The following is a 17,001-nucleotide window of genomic DNA, read 5'->3' on the forward strand; positions in this document are numbered from 1 at the left end:
AACCCGAAGGATCTTTTTCTCAACACAGTTAGCCAACCATTACAACTGTATAACCGAAAAGCCTGTATATACACATACTGGTGTAATTATTGCTCAGTGGTTTAGTGTATGCGTTTTGACGTAAAAATTAGTAACACGACGGCGATCAACGCCCAGAGCACATTACCTATCCATGCTATAGAATCAACTGGCCATAATAGCAATGTCATAGCAAAGCCCCCCCATGCATAGGTCAGTAAAGCACCAGCAATTAAGGCAAACTGATGCTGCAAACTCCAACCATGTTGCTGTGACCAACGGGCAATGAGCAACGATGCGATACTCAAGATGAAGATGCCCATAATAACACCAGCCCAGCTTTCAGGCTTCGCAAAAAACAGACTTGCTATTACAAACGTGCCCACACCAAGAGGCCATGGTTTGGGCACCCGGTACACAGCAGGAGCAGTTGAATCCTTTTTCTTGTTAATGGCGAAGGCGATTGCAATCAACGTGATTGCAACAGCAGCAGCACCCATTAACTGGCCTTGCGAAGCTAAGAATTTTTCATCGGCGTAGATAAAGCTAAAAACGATGGCACAGCCAATAAGATATAAAACGCCGATCATGGATAGACCAAACTTACTCAGCCAAGGTGTGGTCATTCTAGAAGGAGTCAGCATTTCTACAATTGCAATCGGGACACCGATACTCCATATGACATGCCCCATCACAAAAGAAAATGCGTTGTAGGCGCTGATATCTAGAATAGGAATAGGTGTAACCTTCTGTGATTCAAGGCCTAAGAAAGCTTGGTTAAAAAGAGATTGGTCTATTAAGCCTGCTTCAATGACGCCATATGCCGCAGCCAAAAGGAATAGTGATGGCCAACTTCGACCAGTACGACGGACCAGCTCTCGAATGAGCAAGGCGCCTCCACCATACAATGGCACAATAAGCGGATACCCAAGAATATTCCTGAGTGGACTGACTCCCAGTAAAAATTCACCCACCCATGGCGCAAGAAGAAGCAAGCCCAGCGCAGGAGCAAAGCGTTGGAGCGGAGCTGAAGATAAGGAAGAATTCCCATCAGGATTCTTCGTCTCTCTCTGTCGAATCCGGTATACAGCACTGGCGATCAAGCCAAAAACTGCCCCTGCTATGAGGCGTGTCACAAGTATCCTTACAAAGATTACGATCCGAATGGAAATCTCTTCGACTGCCGGACTGAAGAAGTCTTTTAAATAACCCTTAAGCTCAGGAACATTCTTGTCCATAGTAATCTGATGGGTTACGGCCACGAACAGGCCAAGCAACGCACCCAAAACTATAAAATCATAAAACGGCCTTTTGTTCTTTCGAAACAAAGCAATGGCAAGGTATACCAGAAACGGTCCTATAGTAAGCGCCTTATATAGAATTGACTCGAACGAGAATAACTGCAAATCTTTTACGACCACTTGAGGAATTCCAATTGCCGCCAGAACTACCAGTAGTACCAGTGGCATATCTGTTTGAAAAAATGATAACCCTTGTTTTTTTAGAGTCATTATTAAGCTTTTCACCTGAATGACAGCCTCCCTTCCTTTATTGTTGTCCACGCGCTGGAAAAATAGAATGCTTTAATCTTCTCTTTAATAATGACCAAATTTTATTCGCTCACTTTTTAACATCTCTCCAAAGTTCGTTTTCCCAACTACCTTTCTACAATCTATACTCCATTGTTGCCAAATCTGATGCTAAAAGTAAAGATAGATTTAGTTGCAACTCTATGCAATCACAGGTTGCGATCATTTAGATCCTTATATAATCAAGTATTAGAACAAACGAATAATAAAACGGAATAGACAAAATGCAGCGACCTCTTAAAAGGTCGCTGCATTTTTTATTATAAACACTGTTAACACACTTTTCAAAATTTTATGTTTGATGAGCCTGAAAACTATGCGATGCCCGCGGGTTTTTCTGATAGCATCGATTTGCCTCATTATAATTGAACAGGAGGATTTGCTGCAGATACCACATAGTCTGTTATTATTTTAGAGAAAAAAATAAATTCATGATAATTGAGAAGTTTATCAAACTCACTATCTCTTACAGTTACAAATTGGACTTTACTATACAGATCACCATTTAGAATAGCAAACAATGTAAAGCCATTAAGAAATGGGTTTAGATCGCTGCCATATTGAACAAGCAGTGATTCTTCTGGATTTAACGTAAATGTTGCTGTCCCGTCTTGATTGACTGGATCAGCTCCTTGCCGTACGAAAAGCGTAATCTGTAAAACAGCCTGACTGAGGTTGACAAATGTTTTTACACCAGCCATTTTTTATCCCTCTTCTCCTATTTAGTCATATAGAAAGATTAATAATCTTTCATACTTTCATAGTATGTAAGAGTTGATATATTAGTGATAGATATCATAGCCTTTTCTTTGGGTTAAACTTGTATTTTCAGATACTATCATTTCCCAACCTTGCTATTCATAAATTGATCGATGAGCCTGGTTACAACATCTCTTTTGATAGGTTTACTTATATAATCATCCATACCTGCAGCTAAGCATTTTTCTCGATCTCCCTTTAAAGCATTCGCAGTCACAGCAATGATAATGGGACAAGTATCAGGAGGTGATGTTTCCTTTATCCGTTTTGTCGCTTCAAAACCATTCATAACTGGCATGTGAAGATCCATAAAGATAATGTCATACACTTCATTCATTGCTGCTTTAACAACAGCATCTCCATCATCTGCAATTGTCACCGAGTGCCCTAATTTTTCAAGCATTTTTGCTAATACTATTTGATTGATTTTGTTGTCTTCCGCAATTAAAATCTTGCCAGGTCGTTCAGATGGAAGATACAATGACTGTTTTGTCTTGTGTTCAACGCTGATTTTTGGTGTATAACGGATAGTAAAGATGAAAGAAGACCCCTGTTGACCGTCGCTTTCAGCCCTAATCGTTCCTCCCATCAGTTCAACAATCTTTTTACTGATCGCTAATCCTAAACCTGTTCCTTCATGTGTGCGGTTCATAAAAGAATCGACTTGTGAGAATGGCTCAAATATATCAGTTAACCTTGTAGTTGGGATTCCGATACCCGTATCATTTACGGTAAATTCCAAGTGTGACGTATCCGGTTCCACTATGACTTTTTTTACCCTTACGATCACTTCGCCGCCTTCTGTAAATTTGACCGCGTTACCCACAAGATTCAATAGTACTTGTCTTAACCGATCCGCATCACTAATTATATATTCGGGGACATCATGACCAACCAAATAGTTCAGCTCCAGCTGTTTTTCTGCTGCCTTTGATGAAAATATGGACAAGGTATCTGAAATGGAATTTCGAACATCCAAAATATCTTCCTGTAATTCGCTCTTTCCAGCCTCGATCTTCGAGAGATCCAAAATGTCATTGATAATCGCAAGAAGAGAATCCCCGCTCTTTCGTATAATCTCAACATACTCCCTTTGTTCCGAATTAAGCATTGTTGTTTCCAATAAGAGCTCTGTCATTCCAATCACACCATTCATAGGTGTCCGGATCTCGTGACTCATCATCGCTAAAAATTCGCTTTTCGCTTGATTTGTACTCTCTGCACTCTCTTTGGCAAGCAAGAGCTTTTTTTGTTCCGAAATATCTTTAGCTATCAGATAAAATCCAATGTTATGACTGTTTATAAAAATGGGGGCAATGCTAGTTAATACTTCAACCTCCTCGCCTTCTTTCGTTATAATCGATTCAATCCCCTGTTCAACTGTATTATCATGCAAAGCGTCCTCAAGAATCCTTTTTACATTTTCATGTCCAATAAGGTTTGCAATATCCATCCCAATCAGCTCTGTATCTAACTTATAACCAGTTAGTTTTTCGGCCATTTTATTTCCATTCATCACTTGACCTTGTAAATCTAGTGATAGGATGGCATCATGATTGTATTTTTTCAAAGAAGTATACCGTTCAATGGTCTCTTGCAGCTTGTTTTCAGATTCCTTCCGCTCTGTAATATCAACAATTTGTATGAGGTAATGAAGAGGTGTGCCGACTTCATCTCGAATTAAAGTAAAGGTGACCTCACACCAAGCTACTTTACCACCTTTTTGCATATACCGATTTTGGTGTTTAGCGACAGTGTTTGTTACATTTATTTGATCATAAATATCCTCAATCTTCAGTACTTCTTCATCCGGGTGTAAAAGCTGAAAAAATTTGAAGCTGCTCAGCTCGTCCTGTTTATATTCAAAAATATTACATGTTGCTGGATTAACAGCTATAAAAGATCCATCCAATGATACTTTCCCTATTCCATAAGTCGCATAGGTAAAAGCTTCTTCAAAGAATTCCTCAAGTTCCTGTCTTTCATTAATCATAATACGCCCTCCGCTTATAATATTAATGTAAGTATTACACGGCTAGTTAGAAACATTCCTCACACCATTTTAACATATGGAGATAATACTCTGAATGGCTTTTAGCACCTTATTAATTCTGGACATGAAAAAACAGCCAGTCTGAAAATATTACCGTGTGTATAATTAAATATTTTTTCTAGACAATAATGCCAAACGAATTGCTAATACTAACCTATTAAACATTTGCCTAAACTCTGAAACAATAAAGGTACAGCCCTCTCAAAGATCATGAGAGTCTGTACCTTTTTCGCAATGGAGACTCTTTCATCGGCCTCGAAAGTTTGGGGGCTTTGTCCATTGTCTTTAATTCTTTTCACATTTCGAGGATCACTTTATTTACCCTGAAGCAGCTAGGTTGTCTAAAATGAACCGGTCAAGGAATCAAGAAGTGAATAAAAGCTTTGGTCAGGATCGGTCTGCTATTGGGATGCCATCGCCGAGGACAACGCACTTACCGAGTTACGTGGCTTTCCCGGTTCTCTGAGGACGGTAGCCCAGTCGATACAGCGGCGATAACCGAACGCCGCGACGCATTAATGCAGAAGACACTTATGGCTTAGCAACCTGACGTCCGAGATGCCCGGTGAACGCCAAGGCCATAGTCCGCGATGTTTCAGCGTCCAAACGCCCAAGCAACCATCAGCGGGAACTCGCTTGCCCAAAACGGGTCGCCGTGATTCCCAACCCGCTCCGTCATCACTACGTCCGCGCTCGCATCGCGCAGTGCGGACGCCCACCGGGTCGCGTTCTCGAGGAAGAACGGCTCCAGTGTGCCGGCGACGAGGTAGGTGCGCGGTAGCGGGCTTGGCATTATGGTAGGCGGCCGGTAGCCCCCGCCTGGCGACGCGGAGAAGACTGCACCGAAGATGTCAGGATGCCGAAGCCCCATGGCGAGTGAGAACTCTCCACTCGCCGACACGCCGCACACCGCAGTTCGCTCGGCGGGCAGCGCGACACCGAAGCGCGACGACACCCATCGGCGGACGTCCTCGACGAAGAACCTCTCGTGTGCCGCGAACCGCTCCTGATCGAACAGCGGTGAGTACTCATGGATGCGCACCATCTCATCCTCATCGGCCGCCCGGTAGACACCGACGATCATCGTTGGCGGTACGTCGGCTGCCTCTAGGTACCCGCCCCACTGCGAGATCAGCTGACCGTCACCGGCGAACACGATTGCCTCGGTCGGATTCGGCGGCACGTACACCGTGACCTGCCGTCCACCGTCGTACTCGAAGGTTTCGGTGACGAGCTCTCCAGCTATTTTTGAAATTACAAAATCTTCTTGTAAATTATCATTCATAATATTGTCCTACCTTTCAAATCTAATTCCCGATAGAAGGTTATTTGGTGTGCTTACTTTTAACTATAACATACGTATTAAACAAGTTTCATTAGTAATGTTGACAAGCTATTAGCTGGTTTTCTTCTGACAACAATAAAAAACCGCTCTTTATCCATCACTGGAAAAGAGCGGTCCATCATAGCCAAGTTAATTATATACTTCAAATTCAGACAAGCCATTATTCGTGCCGACTCCGCCGACAGCTTGGAATTTGACCCAAGTCACTGTTTTGTTAGCAAAGGTTATTTCTTTCATAGCGCCCGTTGTGGAAATACTCGATACACTAATTGAAGATCCATCACTAAAGGTCAATGTCCCGCCATTAATATTCTCAGAGGAATTAACTCTGTCATAAAGCCGGATTTTATTAATCGTCTGGGAGCTTCCCCATGTCAACTGAATCCATGGATTGGCTTCCGCCAATGCTGCCCATTCATTGCTGTTGGCTATTCCACTTATGCCATCTACCGCCAATGTCTTGGCATAAGCACCACTGTATTGTGAAGATGCAGTAACTGTGGAAGTCGGGGCAATGTTTGAACTGGATGCCGTCCCGTAAATCTCGATCTCGGCAAGCTGGATTTGATATTGGCCTCCACTTACTACTCTCAAGCTAGTACCCTCTATTTTGACATAGCGAGCAGTTTGCGAAGTAAACGAGAAGCTCTGCACAGCATTTCCTGGCAAAGGATACGATGTTTGAGTTACTACAGTCGTCCAAGGACCTGATGAAGACGTCGCCACTTGAATTGTAAAATTAATCGGGAATCCTTCTCCAATATGTCCAGCATCATTTCGCGGATATATATCCACCCGGCTGATCGTTTGATTGGACAACATATCCATTGTAATCGATTCCGTGTGGTTGATTGTCGGAGTGTTGGTCGTTGCCCACCCCCACGACCCAGTGACTGAACTGCGCTGGCTATCATTCGTTCTGCTTAATCCCCAATCCGAATTAACAAAAGAGCTTGTTGCTGTGACCGAAGCACCGGAAGCATAGTTCGGTGTCGGTGTCGGTGTTGGTGTTGGCGTTGGCGTTGGTGTTGGTGTGGTTCCAGAAGAATCAAATGCATCAATATCCGTGTAATAGTTGCTTGAGCTTGCATTTTTATCGCTTCGTTGCACGACTTTTATCGTATGTGTCCCAGAACTTAAGCTAGTGTTGCTGTAAATTTCAATTTGATAGACAGTACTCGCCGAATAGGTGTCAATAGTTTGGCTGAAAACACCATCAATATATACATCTGCTTTCCCATGGTTATTGTTTTTTGCACCAATTACTTTAATGGAAGTACCCGTAAACGTGTACTCAGCGGATGCGCCTGTTGTCAGGGTCCAATGCGCGCTGCCTCCATAATATCCTGGTTCTGAGACAATCCCCCAAGTTCCAGTGTAAATAATATCCCCATCACTATCGTCTGGCTTGGTAGTATAATTATCATAGCCGACTGAAGGCGACCAGCTGATTAAATCGTTCGCGGAATTACCGCTTCCTCCATTATTAACCTCGAAACGGATTACATCGTTAGCTGCAACCGTAATTGCATTCAATGTAGTATTCACGCCATTATCATCATTATAGGAAATCGTTTGAGGTGTGCCGCTGGTTGGCCAAATCACACTGCCGTTCTTTGTGATCCTAACCTTGACGCCATCTCCACCACCACTATCATTCTTCAGGACTCTTCCCCGGATGTTGATATAACCTGCAGTTGGGGCTTTCCATGCTCTGGCTAGCCAGTTGCTTGAAGTGCTGTTCGGCAAGGCCCCATGACGAGAAACATATCCGGTGGAGCTTCCCCACCAGCTATTAGCTGAATCATAGCTCAAATTCGAGTAGCTTGACCCATTATATAGTTGATATGACCAGTTGTTCGTTGTTTGAATGCTGCTGTAACCATTCGCTGCATGAAAGAGAGTAGCAGCAGACGGTGCATCCTGATTATTCGTGAAAGTCATCGCGCTTAGCGGGCCATTCGTAAATCCAGTAGGCTCATAGTATAGATTATCGTTTATCGAGCCTGTGGGAGATATAACACCCCAGCTTTTCTGAATTCCGCTGAGAAAACTGCTGTTTCCTGCTGTTCCGTTGCCGACAAACACATTGGAAGAAAATTCAAGATTCGGTTGTAGCGGATCCTGAAGGATTTCAATGCCTGGACCTGCATTATTCCCGATATAATTCGAGCGGAAACGAATGCCGTCATTCCCTTTTTCTAAATCGCTGCCTACTTGATCATATGAACCTGTATCTGGAATACCCTTGATGATACTGTTCACAATTGTCACATTCTGGGCATGCCAGAAAAAGAGCGAGGTCGTGCCAACCGTTTGGTATCTGGATGCCATATTTTCAATGCGGTGATCAATAATTTTCATATTCCTCAAATTATCATAATTATCTCCGCCATCGCCGTCATGGAAATACGAGTTTTTGAGAATAACGTTCTGGACGCTATGATAACCTAAGATATCACTCAAGAATCCAATAAACCCTCCTGGGTTGAATCCGGAAATATCAAAATTGTCATTATTATTATATCCTTCAACATTCGAAACAGTAACGTTCTGCACCGCATAGTCCGAGGTCGTTACTGGGACATTCCCAGTAATAAGAATGCCTGCTGAATGATACATTCCCGGCAAATCAGTTTGTACAGGCGAGTATCCGAATATACCCTTTATATCATGTACATAAACATTATCAACTGTTATTCCATCATGCAGATTGGTGGAATACCAGAAAATAATGCCTGCGCCTGCATGCGAAACCTCCAGATTGCTAACGCTTACAAAAGAAGCATTGTTTAACCAAATGCCGCGATCCGTTGCAGCGCTATTACGGCTGATCTTCGGTTTGGCTCCTGTACCGTAAGCACTGATCGAAATCCAGCTACTCGTTGTGCCCGAGCTGTTAAACGTCAGCTGCTGGTTCCACGTTGCTCCTCTGGCTAAAAGGATCTGATCTCCCGGCAGAAACGAGCTGCTGTTAACTGGTGTGAAGTCACACCATGGTGTCGCTGTCGAAGTGCCTGCTCCCGCATTGCTGCAGCTAGACCCCGACAAATTATTAACATAATAGGTTGTGTTATTAGCAAAAACAGGCTTGTAAAGCGCTATCAAAACAACAAGAATAACAAAAACAAAGGCCAGCACAGACTTAATTACCATAGATGGCTTCGAAACTACTGAAAATGAATTCATCATAATCCCCCTCTCAATTTTTACTATCAAAGCCTTGTCCACCTATTATTCCGTCCGCAATTCGCAAGGAATAATCGTTAAGCGATAGAGGTTCTCTGCTTCACTTCTTTGGTTCGTAATGAAATCGCCTGTTGTAAAAATGATCAATTTCTTGCCATCTGAACTAGTAAACTTGGGAACGACATACGGGTTGTAATATCCATGCGGGTAAAAAAGATACGCTGCAAATTTGTTCCAAGGCCCCCACGGTGTCGGCGATTCATAGAACTCCCAAATCGTTTCTTGGTGGCCAGTCTCCCCTGAGCCAGTCGTATAATACCACTGGATCAGGACATACCGGTCAAGTTGCTCTATATACTGGATCCCGGTCATGCTGCATTTGCCAGGAACATTGAGAATCGGGAATGCATCGTATACGATCTTGGACCAGTTCTTGGTGTCCATTCCGTCACCACCTGTGTAGAACTCCCAATCACCCCCTACAAGCTTGGGCAAATCGGTGCGCAAGACACGGCCTAAAACATAATGATCTCCGTTATCCCAATATCCATTGTTGGAAACTGCATAAACATATCTGTCGGCATTGTCGACTACAGCTGCTCCATCCATGCCATATTTCACAAAGCAAGGTGCGCCAAAACGATACGCGTAAAATGTTGGTTGTTTCAGGTTCTCCTCTACGGTGCGCGTCCAGGTTTGACCATTATCGTCCGATTTTATGATGGATGCATGATGCGATTGTTGACGTTTCATCGGATCGACACCCTCCATGCCATAGCGGTGCCTGGCAACAGTCATATATAGAGTGCCGTCAATACTTGCAACACTTAGGGCTTTCCAACAACAGCGGTCAATCTCCGAAATGCCAAACAACGGTCCATACTCCTGCATAGGGTTAATCGTTCTGCCCTCCAACCTGTATGGGTCATCACCTGCCAGCTGGTGAAAAGCCAAATTACTGAAACAGGCATTATCAAAGCCATAGGAATCATCAGATATGACGTATAGCTGCCCATCTTTTGTCCAAGCCGTATCCCAGACATCCCCTTTCCCATTGGGATGTAGCTCAGCTTCTCCCAGTTTGGCACCGAGAATACGCTTCGTATTCGCTCTCATAGACTTTCTCCTTTAAATGTTTTCAAGTAGCTCATCCCAATCAATCCTAGTTGAACATCAGGCAGTTCAATTATTAATTCCACGCTGCTAATCACTCGTTCTGAATCACATGGAATAACAAGCAGATTTAAATAATCTGTTCCTGGATGTATCGGATGGTCCTGAATCCCGCTTCGTATTTCGATCGGCAAAGTGTCTGCTGCAAAATGAGAGAATAGTGTATCGATGTTTTTGCCGACATTCAAAAGCAAGGTGTCAACTTCGCCCTGGATATAATGAACTATAATTTTCCCGACATCAATTCCGGTTTGACGGCTCTGGCATTCACTTGCGTAAAGCAAAGCGATCGCTTTAGCATTTTGATTCAATTCAATACGAACTTGATGGGACTTTTCAGACGGGATGGTTACTCCTGTATATGGATGTGAGTTTGCATACTCCAGCAGCACCATCCTTACACTTTCCGCTTCAGTCCCACACTTATCAACATTAAACGGAATTTCTGCGATTTCCAATTCTCCATTGTGCATCTCATAGCCTGCCAGATTGATAAGCTGCTCCTCATGGCGCCATCCCGACATCGCACAAATCCCATCCGCATTATAATAGCCTGTCAATTGTAAAGTCTGAAAGTTTCGTTGATCCAGTGTCTTCAGAAGCTTCAAGCTGGCAGATTCAAAAGCAGGCATAGTCATTTTCGGATAAGTTCTTAATTTATTATGGGATGATGAGGCATAGCTAATCTCAATCTCATAATGTGTTTGCACCGCTGTGGAACTGACACTAATTCTCTTTTTTCCAAATTCAGTAAGAACCGCAATCTTTTCATGGAAATTGCAAGTCACATTAACATCACCAGCTTCAACCCAAACACCAAAATCAAGCCTTCTTTTAGTAGAGCTGCTTACGCTGAACAACACCCTTACTCTTTCATCTTCAATAATTTTCCTATAAGACAACTCGCAATAGGGCAGGCACAACTCTGCATGCTCCCATTCGGATGGCAAAGCGGGAAAACACTTCAATGTCTTACCGCTATCTTTGACTTCTATGCCAAACAATCCCGAAATAACAGAATATATATAAGAGCCGATCGGATTGCCGAATATATAGTTCGCTTCTCCCTTACCATCATCGTCCATTCTTTCTGGGAAATTTCCAGGAGCTTCCGTATAGATCGTACCTGCCAATGACACTGACTCTAATAATCTAAAGCCTGTTTCTGCATCACCAGTTACGAACAATGCTCTAGCTGCTTCACAAATTTGCGCAGGCAATACCGTATCATTTCCGAAAATAGTTGGTTTCAGCTCGCCAGCTCTCATCAGCAAATGATTGTTATCTGTTTCATAAATTAACTTTTTACGCAGGTTATCCAGGCTTTTCAGCTTGATATCATCTGAGAAACTGGAGTACAACGCAGGAAATACCAGATCTGTATAGAACGATGCTTCATGTTTAATATGCTGATAATCAATATGGTTGTAAAAAAATTCATCTGTCTCATTCCACATGCTTGTAGCAAGCTTATCTTTCATCACATCCGCAATTTGCTTCCACTTAGCACGATCCTCATCTTTGCCAAGCTCAAGTGCAATAGCAGAAAGCTGCTCCAATAAACCAGAAACCATGATGCTTGGAGATGCTGCATCACCAGGCATTGCCAGATGATCTGCCTGATAGAGGAATCCATTACATCCCAAGTGCCAATCAAGCAATCCGCTGCGGCTGCCATCCCGCACATCCATTAGATGATCGATCGAACCGCAAAGCTTATCCCAAATCTTAATAAGCAGCGCTTTATCACCGGTTTGATTATAATACTGAATAAGCTGGTACAGATAATAAGGCAATCCTTCTTCAATGCCAAGATTGTAAACGCCAATATGGTTCAAATACGGCTTTTCCGAAGCCATCAGCACTGGACATGGACCTGATTCTAGGCTGCCTAAGAAGTCCAAAGCTTTCTCTGCCCGATCCAGCTGGCCGAGAGATAGTGCAGCAGAGATTTGGAAATTGCATGGCCAATAAGAAGACCACCAATGCACCCCTTCCAGCCAGAGCTTACCGCCATAATCATATTCCAAATTCAGCACAGCAGTCATAAACCCTGAATCCAAAACCTTGCTTGGAGTTAAAATCGATATGTCTTTAACGACTGCTTCGTAATAGGCGGATGCCTCTTGGATCAGTTGATCAGGATCAACAGAAGCTTTAAGCTGATCTTTCCCATTAAACTCACTTTTACATCCAACAATTAAAAACATGGTCCATAACTCATCTTTTTCAAGTGAAATATCAGATGCAAAAGACGCTCTTTCCCCTATAATTACTGGTTCTATTGTTGGAACGCTTGTTACATAAATCTCTTCCGGTATTGTTCTATCGCTAATAATGGCAGCTCCGGCATTCATAACAACTTTATTGCCTGTAATATCTCCATCCTCTAAATTCAAATACGAAGCCGTAAACGTCCTGCCGTGCTTGGAGATTCCGCCATATTCCATTTTTACAGCAAGCCTCATTGGCTCATTGCCTGCATTTTTCAATGTCAGTTTGACAACAGCACCCCAATTTCCAGCCTGAGAAATAATAAGCTCTACTCTCAAACCCGGAAATTGCTGCAAGCTAATTTCATATTCGGAACAGGAAGGCCGAAAGACCGTGCGAATATCATCGGACAGATCGATCCATTCAAACCTGCCGTGTGACTCGATTCCTATTCTGCAATCACCGAATTTAATCAAATCCGGATCCGATTTGTCCTCTGCGTAGGTCCGCATCAAAGCAAATCTTGGCCTGTCACCCGTTACAAGTATGATATTCCCCCGTTTTATGCCCCGGTTAAATTGTTCTATAGCGTTTACTTCCTCTGTTATTGAGGTATGCATCGTTCTGTTAACCTTCTTAGGTGCTTTTGATAAATCAAGGTCAAAGCTTACTTTGTCATCACGCAAACCGTACTTTATCATCTCAATGCCTCATTTCGCCAGATCAGATTAATGATCTAATGATTATCTTATCAACAACCAAAAATGAACTCACATGGCTTCAATTTACGATCATTCTCTGATGCTTCTTCCCAATAGATAAAATGTGGCTCCATAAGCTCCTGCCAAGTATCCTGCCAATTGTGTGGAAAATGAGTAATTCTCTGGTCCTGTTTCACTTGATTTTCCACTGTTTTAGGCAGCTCTTCATAATAAAAAATCAGATTCTCATCCAGCCCGATCATGCAATATTTATTGTCGTTGGTTGAATGCCCTTCTTGAAGCAAGTAGTGATAATAAATGTAGCTGCTCAGCATATCAGGCTTGATTCTTGCAATTAGGGCAACCCGCGCTTGTACAGCGCCTTTTCTTCGCCAATGATCCACACTTAACGGCTTGCTAAAATGAAAGATGTCATTCATCGGAATCCAACATTTATTCGTACCGACTTCAGGCCGCTTTTCGAGAAATGGCTCTACATTCGAAAATAATTCACTCGGAATGATACTCTCTTCTAAATTTTCATAGTATAGAAATACATTTTGGTCTTGGATAAACAAACTTGCGGTCATTAATTTTCCGTTATCAACCATAGCTCTAACTGAATCGAAATGTTTGTTTAGTTCTAAACGTAATTTTTGCTCTTCACTATCCTTGATAATGGCGCGAAACATCCATCTTTCCATATACAGCCTACCCTTTTATCGCACCATCCGTGAGACCTTTGTAGAAATGGCGCTGCAGAATCAAGAACAAAAGAATCGGCAATATACATGCCAGTACACTAAATGCAAAAATAGGTCCCATATCGGAAGTCCGTTCGCCAATGAAGTTGTACATCCCCAAAGGCAGCGTCTTTTTAGCTGCAGAGCTGATAAATATTAATGGTGTTTGAAAGTCATTCCAGATCGGAATCATATTCAAGATAATAACACTCACTGTCGCTGGTTTAAGAAGCGGAAACACTATGGTGAATAAGGTATGGATCACGCTGCTGCCGTCAATTAATGCCGCTTCCTCAAGCTGGATAGGCACTGTTTTAATAAACCCTGTGTAGATAAGAATCGAAATCGGTATAGACGTACCCGCGCATATGAGAATGAGACTTAACGAATTGTTCGTTAAATGTACCCAGTTCATTAGCTTATAAAGCGGAATCATTCCTGCTTGGAAAGGCACCATAATGCCGCTTAAAAAGAAGAAATAAACAAACTTATACCGCTTCCCGCTGTTCCTAGCCAAAGGGTAGGATGCAAAGGCGCTGACAATAATCGTAATCAGAAGCGTGCTTCCTGCGATAAATAGGCTGTTTTTAAATAACAACAGAAACTGGCCGTCTACAAAAGCCTGTATATAATTATCGAGGTAGAAGGTTTTGGGAAGAGCCAATGGCCTGTTGACTTCAGATTTATCCTTGAAGCTTGAAACCAACTCATAAACGATCGGGAACAACATGAGAATGGAAAGGGCAAGCATGACCATGTTCAGTGAAATTTGTAAGGGTCCTGTTTTATGTGTTTTTAGTTGTTTTTGGCTCATAGTACGACTTCCCTTTTTCTTGTATATCTGACTTGTAGAACAGAAATCACGGCAATTAAGATGAAAAACACAACGGAAATGGCAGTTGCATAACCGAATTTTTGATGCCTGAAGGCAATTTTGAAAATGACTGTACCCATCGTTTCTGTAGCTGTCCCAGGGCCTCCTTGGGTAAGCACAAACGGAATATCAAATAATTTCAATCCGCCTGTAATACTCATAAAAGTCATTATCGTAATAGAAGGCATAAGCAACGGAAAAGTCACAAACCGGAAAGTTTTAAATTTGCTTGCGCCATCCATTCTTGCCGTTTCATATAACTCGGCAGGGATTGTTTGCAGCCCTGCTAAATAAATGATCGAGCCATAGCCCAAATACTGCCATGCGTTTAGAATAATAAGCATAGGCATCGCGCTTGCCGCGTTTGCAAACCAGTCGTTGATCAAAAAATCCAAGCCTACTTTATGGAAAAACTCATTTAGAACACCATGATATTGCAGAATATTCCCAAAAACAGCTGAGATTACAATAGGACTCAATAAACAGGGAATATAGAAAACAGAACGTAGAAACTTCTTGGCCCTGAGATTGGAATCCAGAACTAGTGCAAGCAATAAAGCAAGCGAATTGCCTATTAGAGTTGAATATAATGTAAACACAAATGTATTTTTAAACCCTGCTTTTACCAGATCGTCACTAAACATATCCGCATAATTTTTGAATCCAATATACTCATACAACGGGCTAGTCATATTCCAGCTAGTGAATGAATACTTGATGCTATTGAAAAGCGGATAATAAATGATGGCGGTAAAAAGGAGCAACGCAGGCAATATAAACAGTAGATTGATCCATCCTTTTCTCTCCATCTTCATTCTCCTTGTACGTGTTTATAAATTAGATAAGGCAAGCAATAGAAAGCTTGCCATTGCTTGCCTTACCCTTATTCCATGCGTTATTGCACGGCTGGTGCTGTTATTGTGCTTTTATTGTCGTCATATGCTTTATCAATGGCTTTCAGCATTTTATCAATATCTCGCTCACCGGAGTGAATTTGCTGAATTTGCGCACGATAAGCATCTTGTGCTGGCAAAGGCCATGGGACATCAAACCAATTGAATACAACCGGTACGCTAGCAATATCCTTAGCAAGCTGTTTAAGCGGCTCATCCAAATTCACAGTAACATCTTTAAGAGTTGGAATCATTTGAGTTGCTTCGCAATACATCTGGTCAATGTCAGGCCTTGCAAAGAAAGCTACCAGCTTCTTCGCTTCTGCTGCATGCTTCGTACCCGGCCAGTAACCAATGGCTTTATCGCTGCCGCCAACAATTGAATATTTGCCGCTGTCATTTGGCACTTGAAAATATCCGAATTCACCATCTTTATTAGCTGTTTTTAATTCGCCATAGAATACGGAGATTCCCAAGGTCATCCCGGCTTTGCCGTCAGCAACATCTTGCATGGCTTGTGAGTGATTCATCCCAAGGACACCTTTATCGATATACCCTTTGTCAACTAGCTCTGCATATTTTGTAAAATAAGTTTTCATGTCCGCATTATCAGCAAATTTGAATTTGTCGTTAAAGCGGTCTGTTTGGAAATTTTCATTGTTATTCAGCACGTATCCGGCTGCAAGTGGACCTGTTTCATGAAGGCTGGTCCATGCGTCCTTTGCACCTCTGGCAATCGGGATGATGCCAGCTTTTTTCAGCTTTTCACATAAAGCGAGGAAATCGGCGTATGTCTTAGGCATATCCGTAATTCCTGCAGTTGCGAACGCTTTCTTATTGTATAAAACTGCGCTCGTTGTAGCGTTTAATGGAACTGCGTATAGCTTGCCTTCAAAGCTTACTGAACCTTGGAAAGCCGGGAGTACATTAGCTGCAAAAGGCTCATTTGACAAGTCGCCTAAATAACCGGCTTGTGCATATTTATAAGCACCGCTGCCGAAGTACATATATACATCCGGCCCATTATCGGATTGAAATCTCGTTTTGAGCACTTGATCGTATTGATCTCCTGGTGCAAGCTCAAGCTCCACTTTTATAGTTGGATTTTCTTCTGTGAACTTGGCATTGATTTTCTCCATGATATCTTTTTGGGCAGGGTCCCAATAAACCATTTTCAGCGTAACTGGATTACTCTTCGGTGCGGCTGTTGCTGCATCACTCGATTTCACATCATCTGAACCTTTACTACAGCCTGTTAATAAAGCGGTTACAACGAACAATAATGATAAAACCACTGCCAATGTTCTTTTCAAAGTAGTTCCTCCCGTTTCTTCCTGCGAATTAATGTTATTTTGTTGCTAGCTTTATGATAGTACGGGGCATGGACAGCCACAACGGCAAAAATCAACGATAAGGAGTAAAAAAGCGCACAGTAAAAATCGGCATCGCC

Annotated in this window: 11 protein-coding genes; all 11 read right to left on the bottom strand. The window is 42.5% G+C overall.

The features are described 5' to 3' along the window. Positions 1–101: 101 nt before the first annotated feature. The 11 genes from EHS13_RS23675 to EHS13_RS23725 all read right to left on the bottom strand — a co-directional run bounded on the left by EHS13_RS23675 (position 102) and on the right by EHS13_RS23725 (position 16,864). Positions 102–1,544 (bottom strand): hypothetical protein, encoded by a 1,443-nt coding sequence (locus tag EHS13_RS23675; protein WP_162463223.1) that lies wholly within the window; start codon positions 1,542–1,544, stop codon positions 102–104. Between the two features lie 422 nt (positions 1,545–1,966). Next, complete coding sequence (locus tag EHS13_RS23680) at positions 1,967–2,308, bottom strand: hypothetical protein (RefSeq protein ID WP_155702759.1); 342 nt, start codon at positions 2,306–2,308, stop codon at positions 1,967–1,969. Between the two features lie 137 nt (positions 2,309–2,445). Further along, positions 2,446–4,359: a PAS domain S-box protein gene (locus EHS13_RS23685; RefSeq protein WP_155702760.1), complete on the bottom strand. Its 1,914-nt coding sequence runs from the start codon at positions 4,357–4,359 to the stop codon at positions 2,446–2,448. Between the two features lie 655 nt (positions 4,360–5,014). Next, complete coding sequence (locus EHS13_RS23690) at positions 5,015–5,704, bottom strand: alpha/beta hydrolase (protein WP_155702761.1); 690 nt, start codon at positions 5,702–5,704, stop codon at positions 5,015–5,017. A 189-nt stretch (positions 5,705–5,893) separates the two neighbouring features. After that, entirely contained in the window at positions 5,894–8,983 is a 3,090-nt protein-coding gene (locus EHS13_RS23695) for a DUF7402 domain-containing protein (protein WP_155702762.1), read from the bottom strand. Between the two features lie 15 nt (positions 8,984–8,998). Further along, positions 8,999–10,069, bottom strand: a complete 1,071-nt coding sequence (locus EHS13_RS23700) for a DUF4185 domain-containing protein (RefSeq protein ID WP_155702763.1) — start codon at positions 10,067–10,069, stop codon at positions 8,999–9,001. Beyond that, the gene (locus tag EHS13_RS23705) at positions 10,066–13,041 is read right to left on the bottom strand and encodes a glucosidase family protein (protein WP_155702764.1); all 2,976 of its coding nucleotides are present in this window, start codon (positions 13,039–13,041) and stop codon (positions 10,066–10,068) included. Before EHS13_RS23705 ends, EHS13_RS23700 begins: the two co-directional genes overlap by 4 nt. Positions 13,042–13,091: 50 nt before the next feature. Then, on the bottom strand, positions 13,092–13,745 hold the full coding sequence (locus tag EHS13_RS23710) for a hypothetical protein (RefSeq protein WP_155702765.1): 654 nt from the start codon (positions 13,743–13,745) through the stop codon (positions 13,092–13,094). Between the two features lie 7 nt (positions 13,746–13,752). Then, positions 13,753–14,598, bottom strand: a complete 846-nt coding sequence (locus tag EHS13_RS23715) for a carbohydrate ABC transporter permease (RefSeq protein ID WP_155702766.1) — start codon at positions 14,596–14,598, stop codon at positions 13,753–13,755. Next, a complete protein-coding gene (locus EHS13_RS23720; protein WP_162463224.1) occupies positions 14,595–15,467 on the bottom strand; it encodes a carbohydrate ABC transporter permease in 873 nt (290 codons plus the stop codon). The genes EHS13_RS23715 and EHS13_RS23720 overlap by 4 nt, the downstream gene beginning before the upstream one ends. Positions 15,468–15,553: 86 nt before the next feature. Continuing rightward, positions 15,554–16,864 carry an ABC transporter substrate-binding protein gene (locus EHS13_RS23725; protein ID WP_155702768.1) on the bottom strand — a complete coding sequence of 437 codons (1,311 nt, stop codon included), beginning with the start codon at positions 16,862–16,864 and terminating at the stop codon, positions 15,554–15,556. Positions 16,865–17,001: the final 137 nt, after the last annotated feature.

This window comes from Paenibacillus psychroresistens (assembly GCF_009728935.1).
GTDB classification, from domain to species: Bacteria; Bacillota; Bacilli; order Paenibacillales; family NBRC-103111; genus Paenibacillus_AC; species Paenibacillus_AC psychroresistens.

What these genes read in the sequence shown, in the direction of transcription:
- EHS13_RS23680 (WP_155702759.1), bottom strand. Translation starts at nt 2,308, where the DNA reads ATGGCTGGTGTAAAAACATTTGTCAACCTCAGTCAGGCTGTTTTACAG.
- EHS13_RS23685 (WP_155702760.1), bottom strand. Translation starts at nt 4,359, where the DNA reads ATGATTAATGAAAGACAGGAACTTGAGGAATTCTTTGAAGAAGCTTTT.
- EHS13_RS23690 (WP_155702761.1), bottom strand. Translation starts at nt 5,704, where the DNA reads ATGAATGATAATTTACAAGAAGATTTTGTAATTTCAAAAATAGCTGGA.
- EHS13_RS23700 (WP_155702763.1), bottom strand. Translation starts at nt 10,069, where the DNA reads ATGAGAGCGAATACGAAGCGTATTCTCGGTGCCAAACTGGGAGAAGCT.
- EHS13_RS23705 (WP_155702764.1), bottom strand. Translation starts at nt 13,041, where the DNA reads ATGATAAAGTACGGTTTGCGTGATGACAAAGTAAGCTTTGACCTTGAT.
- EHS13_RS23710 (WP_155702765.1), bottom strand. Translation starts at nt 13,745, where the DNA reads ATGGAAAGATGGATGTTTCGCGCCATTATCAAGGATAGTGAAGAGCAA.
- EHS13_RS23715 (WP_155702766.1), bottom strand. Translation starts at nt 14,598, where the DNA reads ATGAGCCAAAAACAACTAAAAACACATAAAACAGGACCCTTACAAATT.
- EHS13_RS23720 (WP_162463224.1), bottom strand. Translation starts at nt 15,467, where the DNA reads ATGGAGAGAAAAGGATGGATCAATCTACTGTTTATATTGCCTGCGTTG.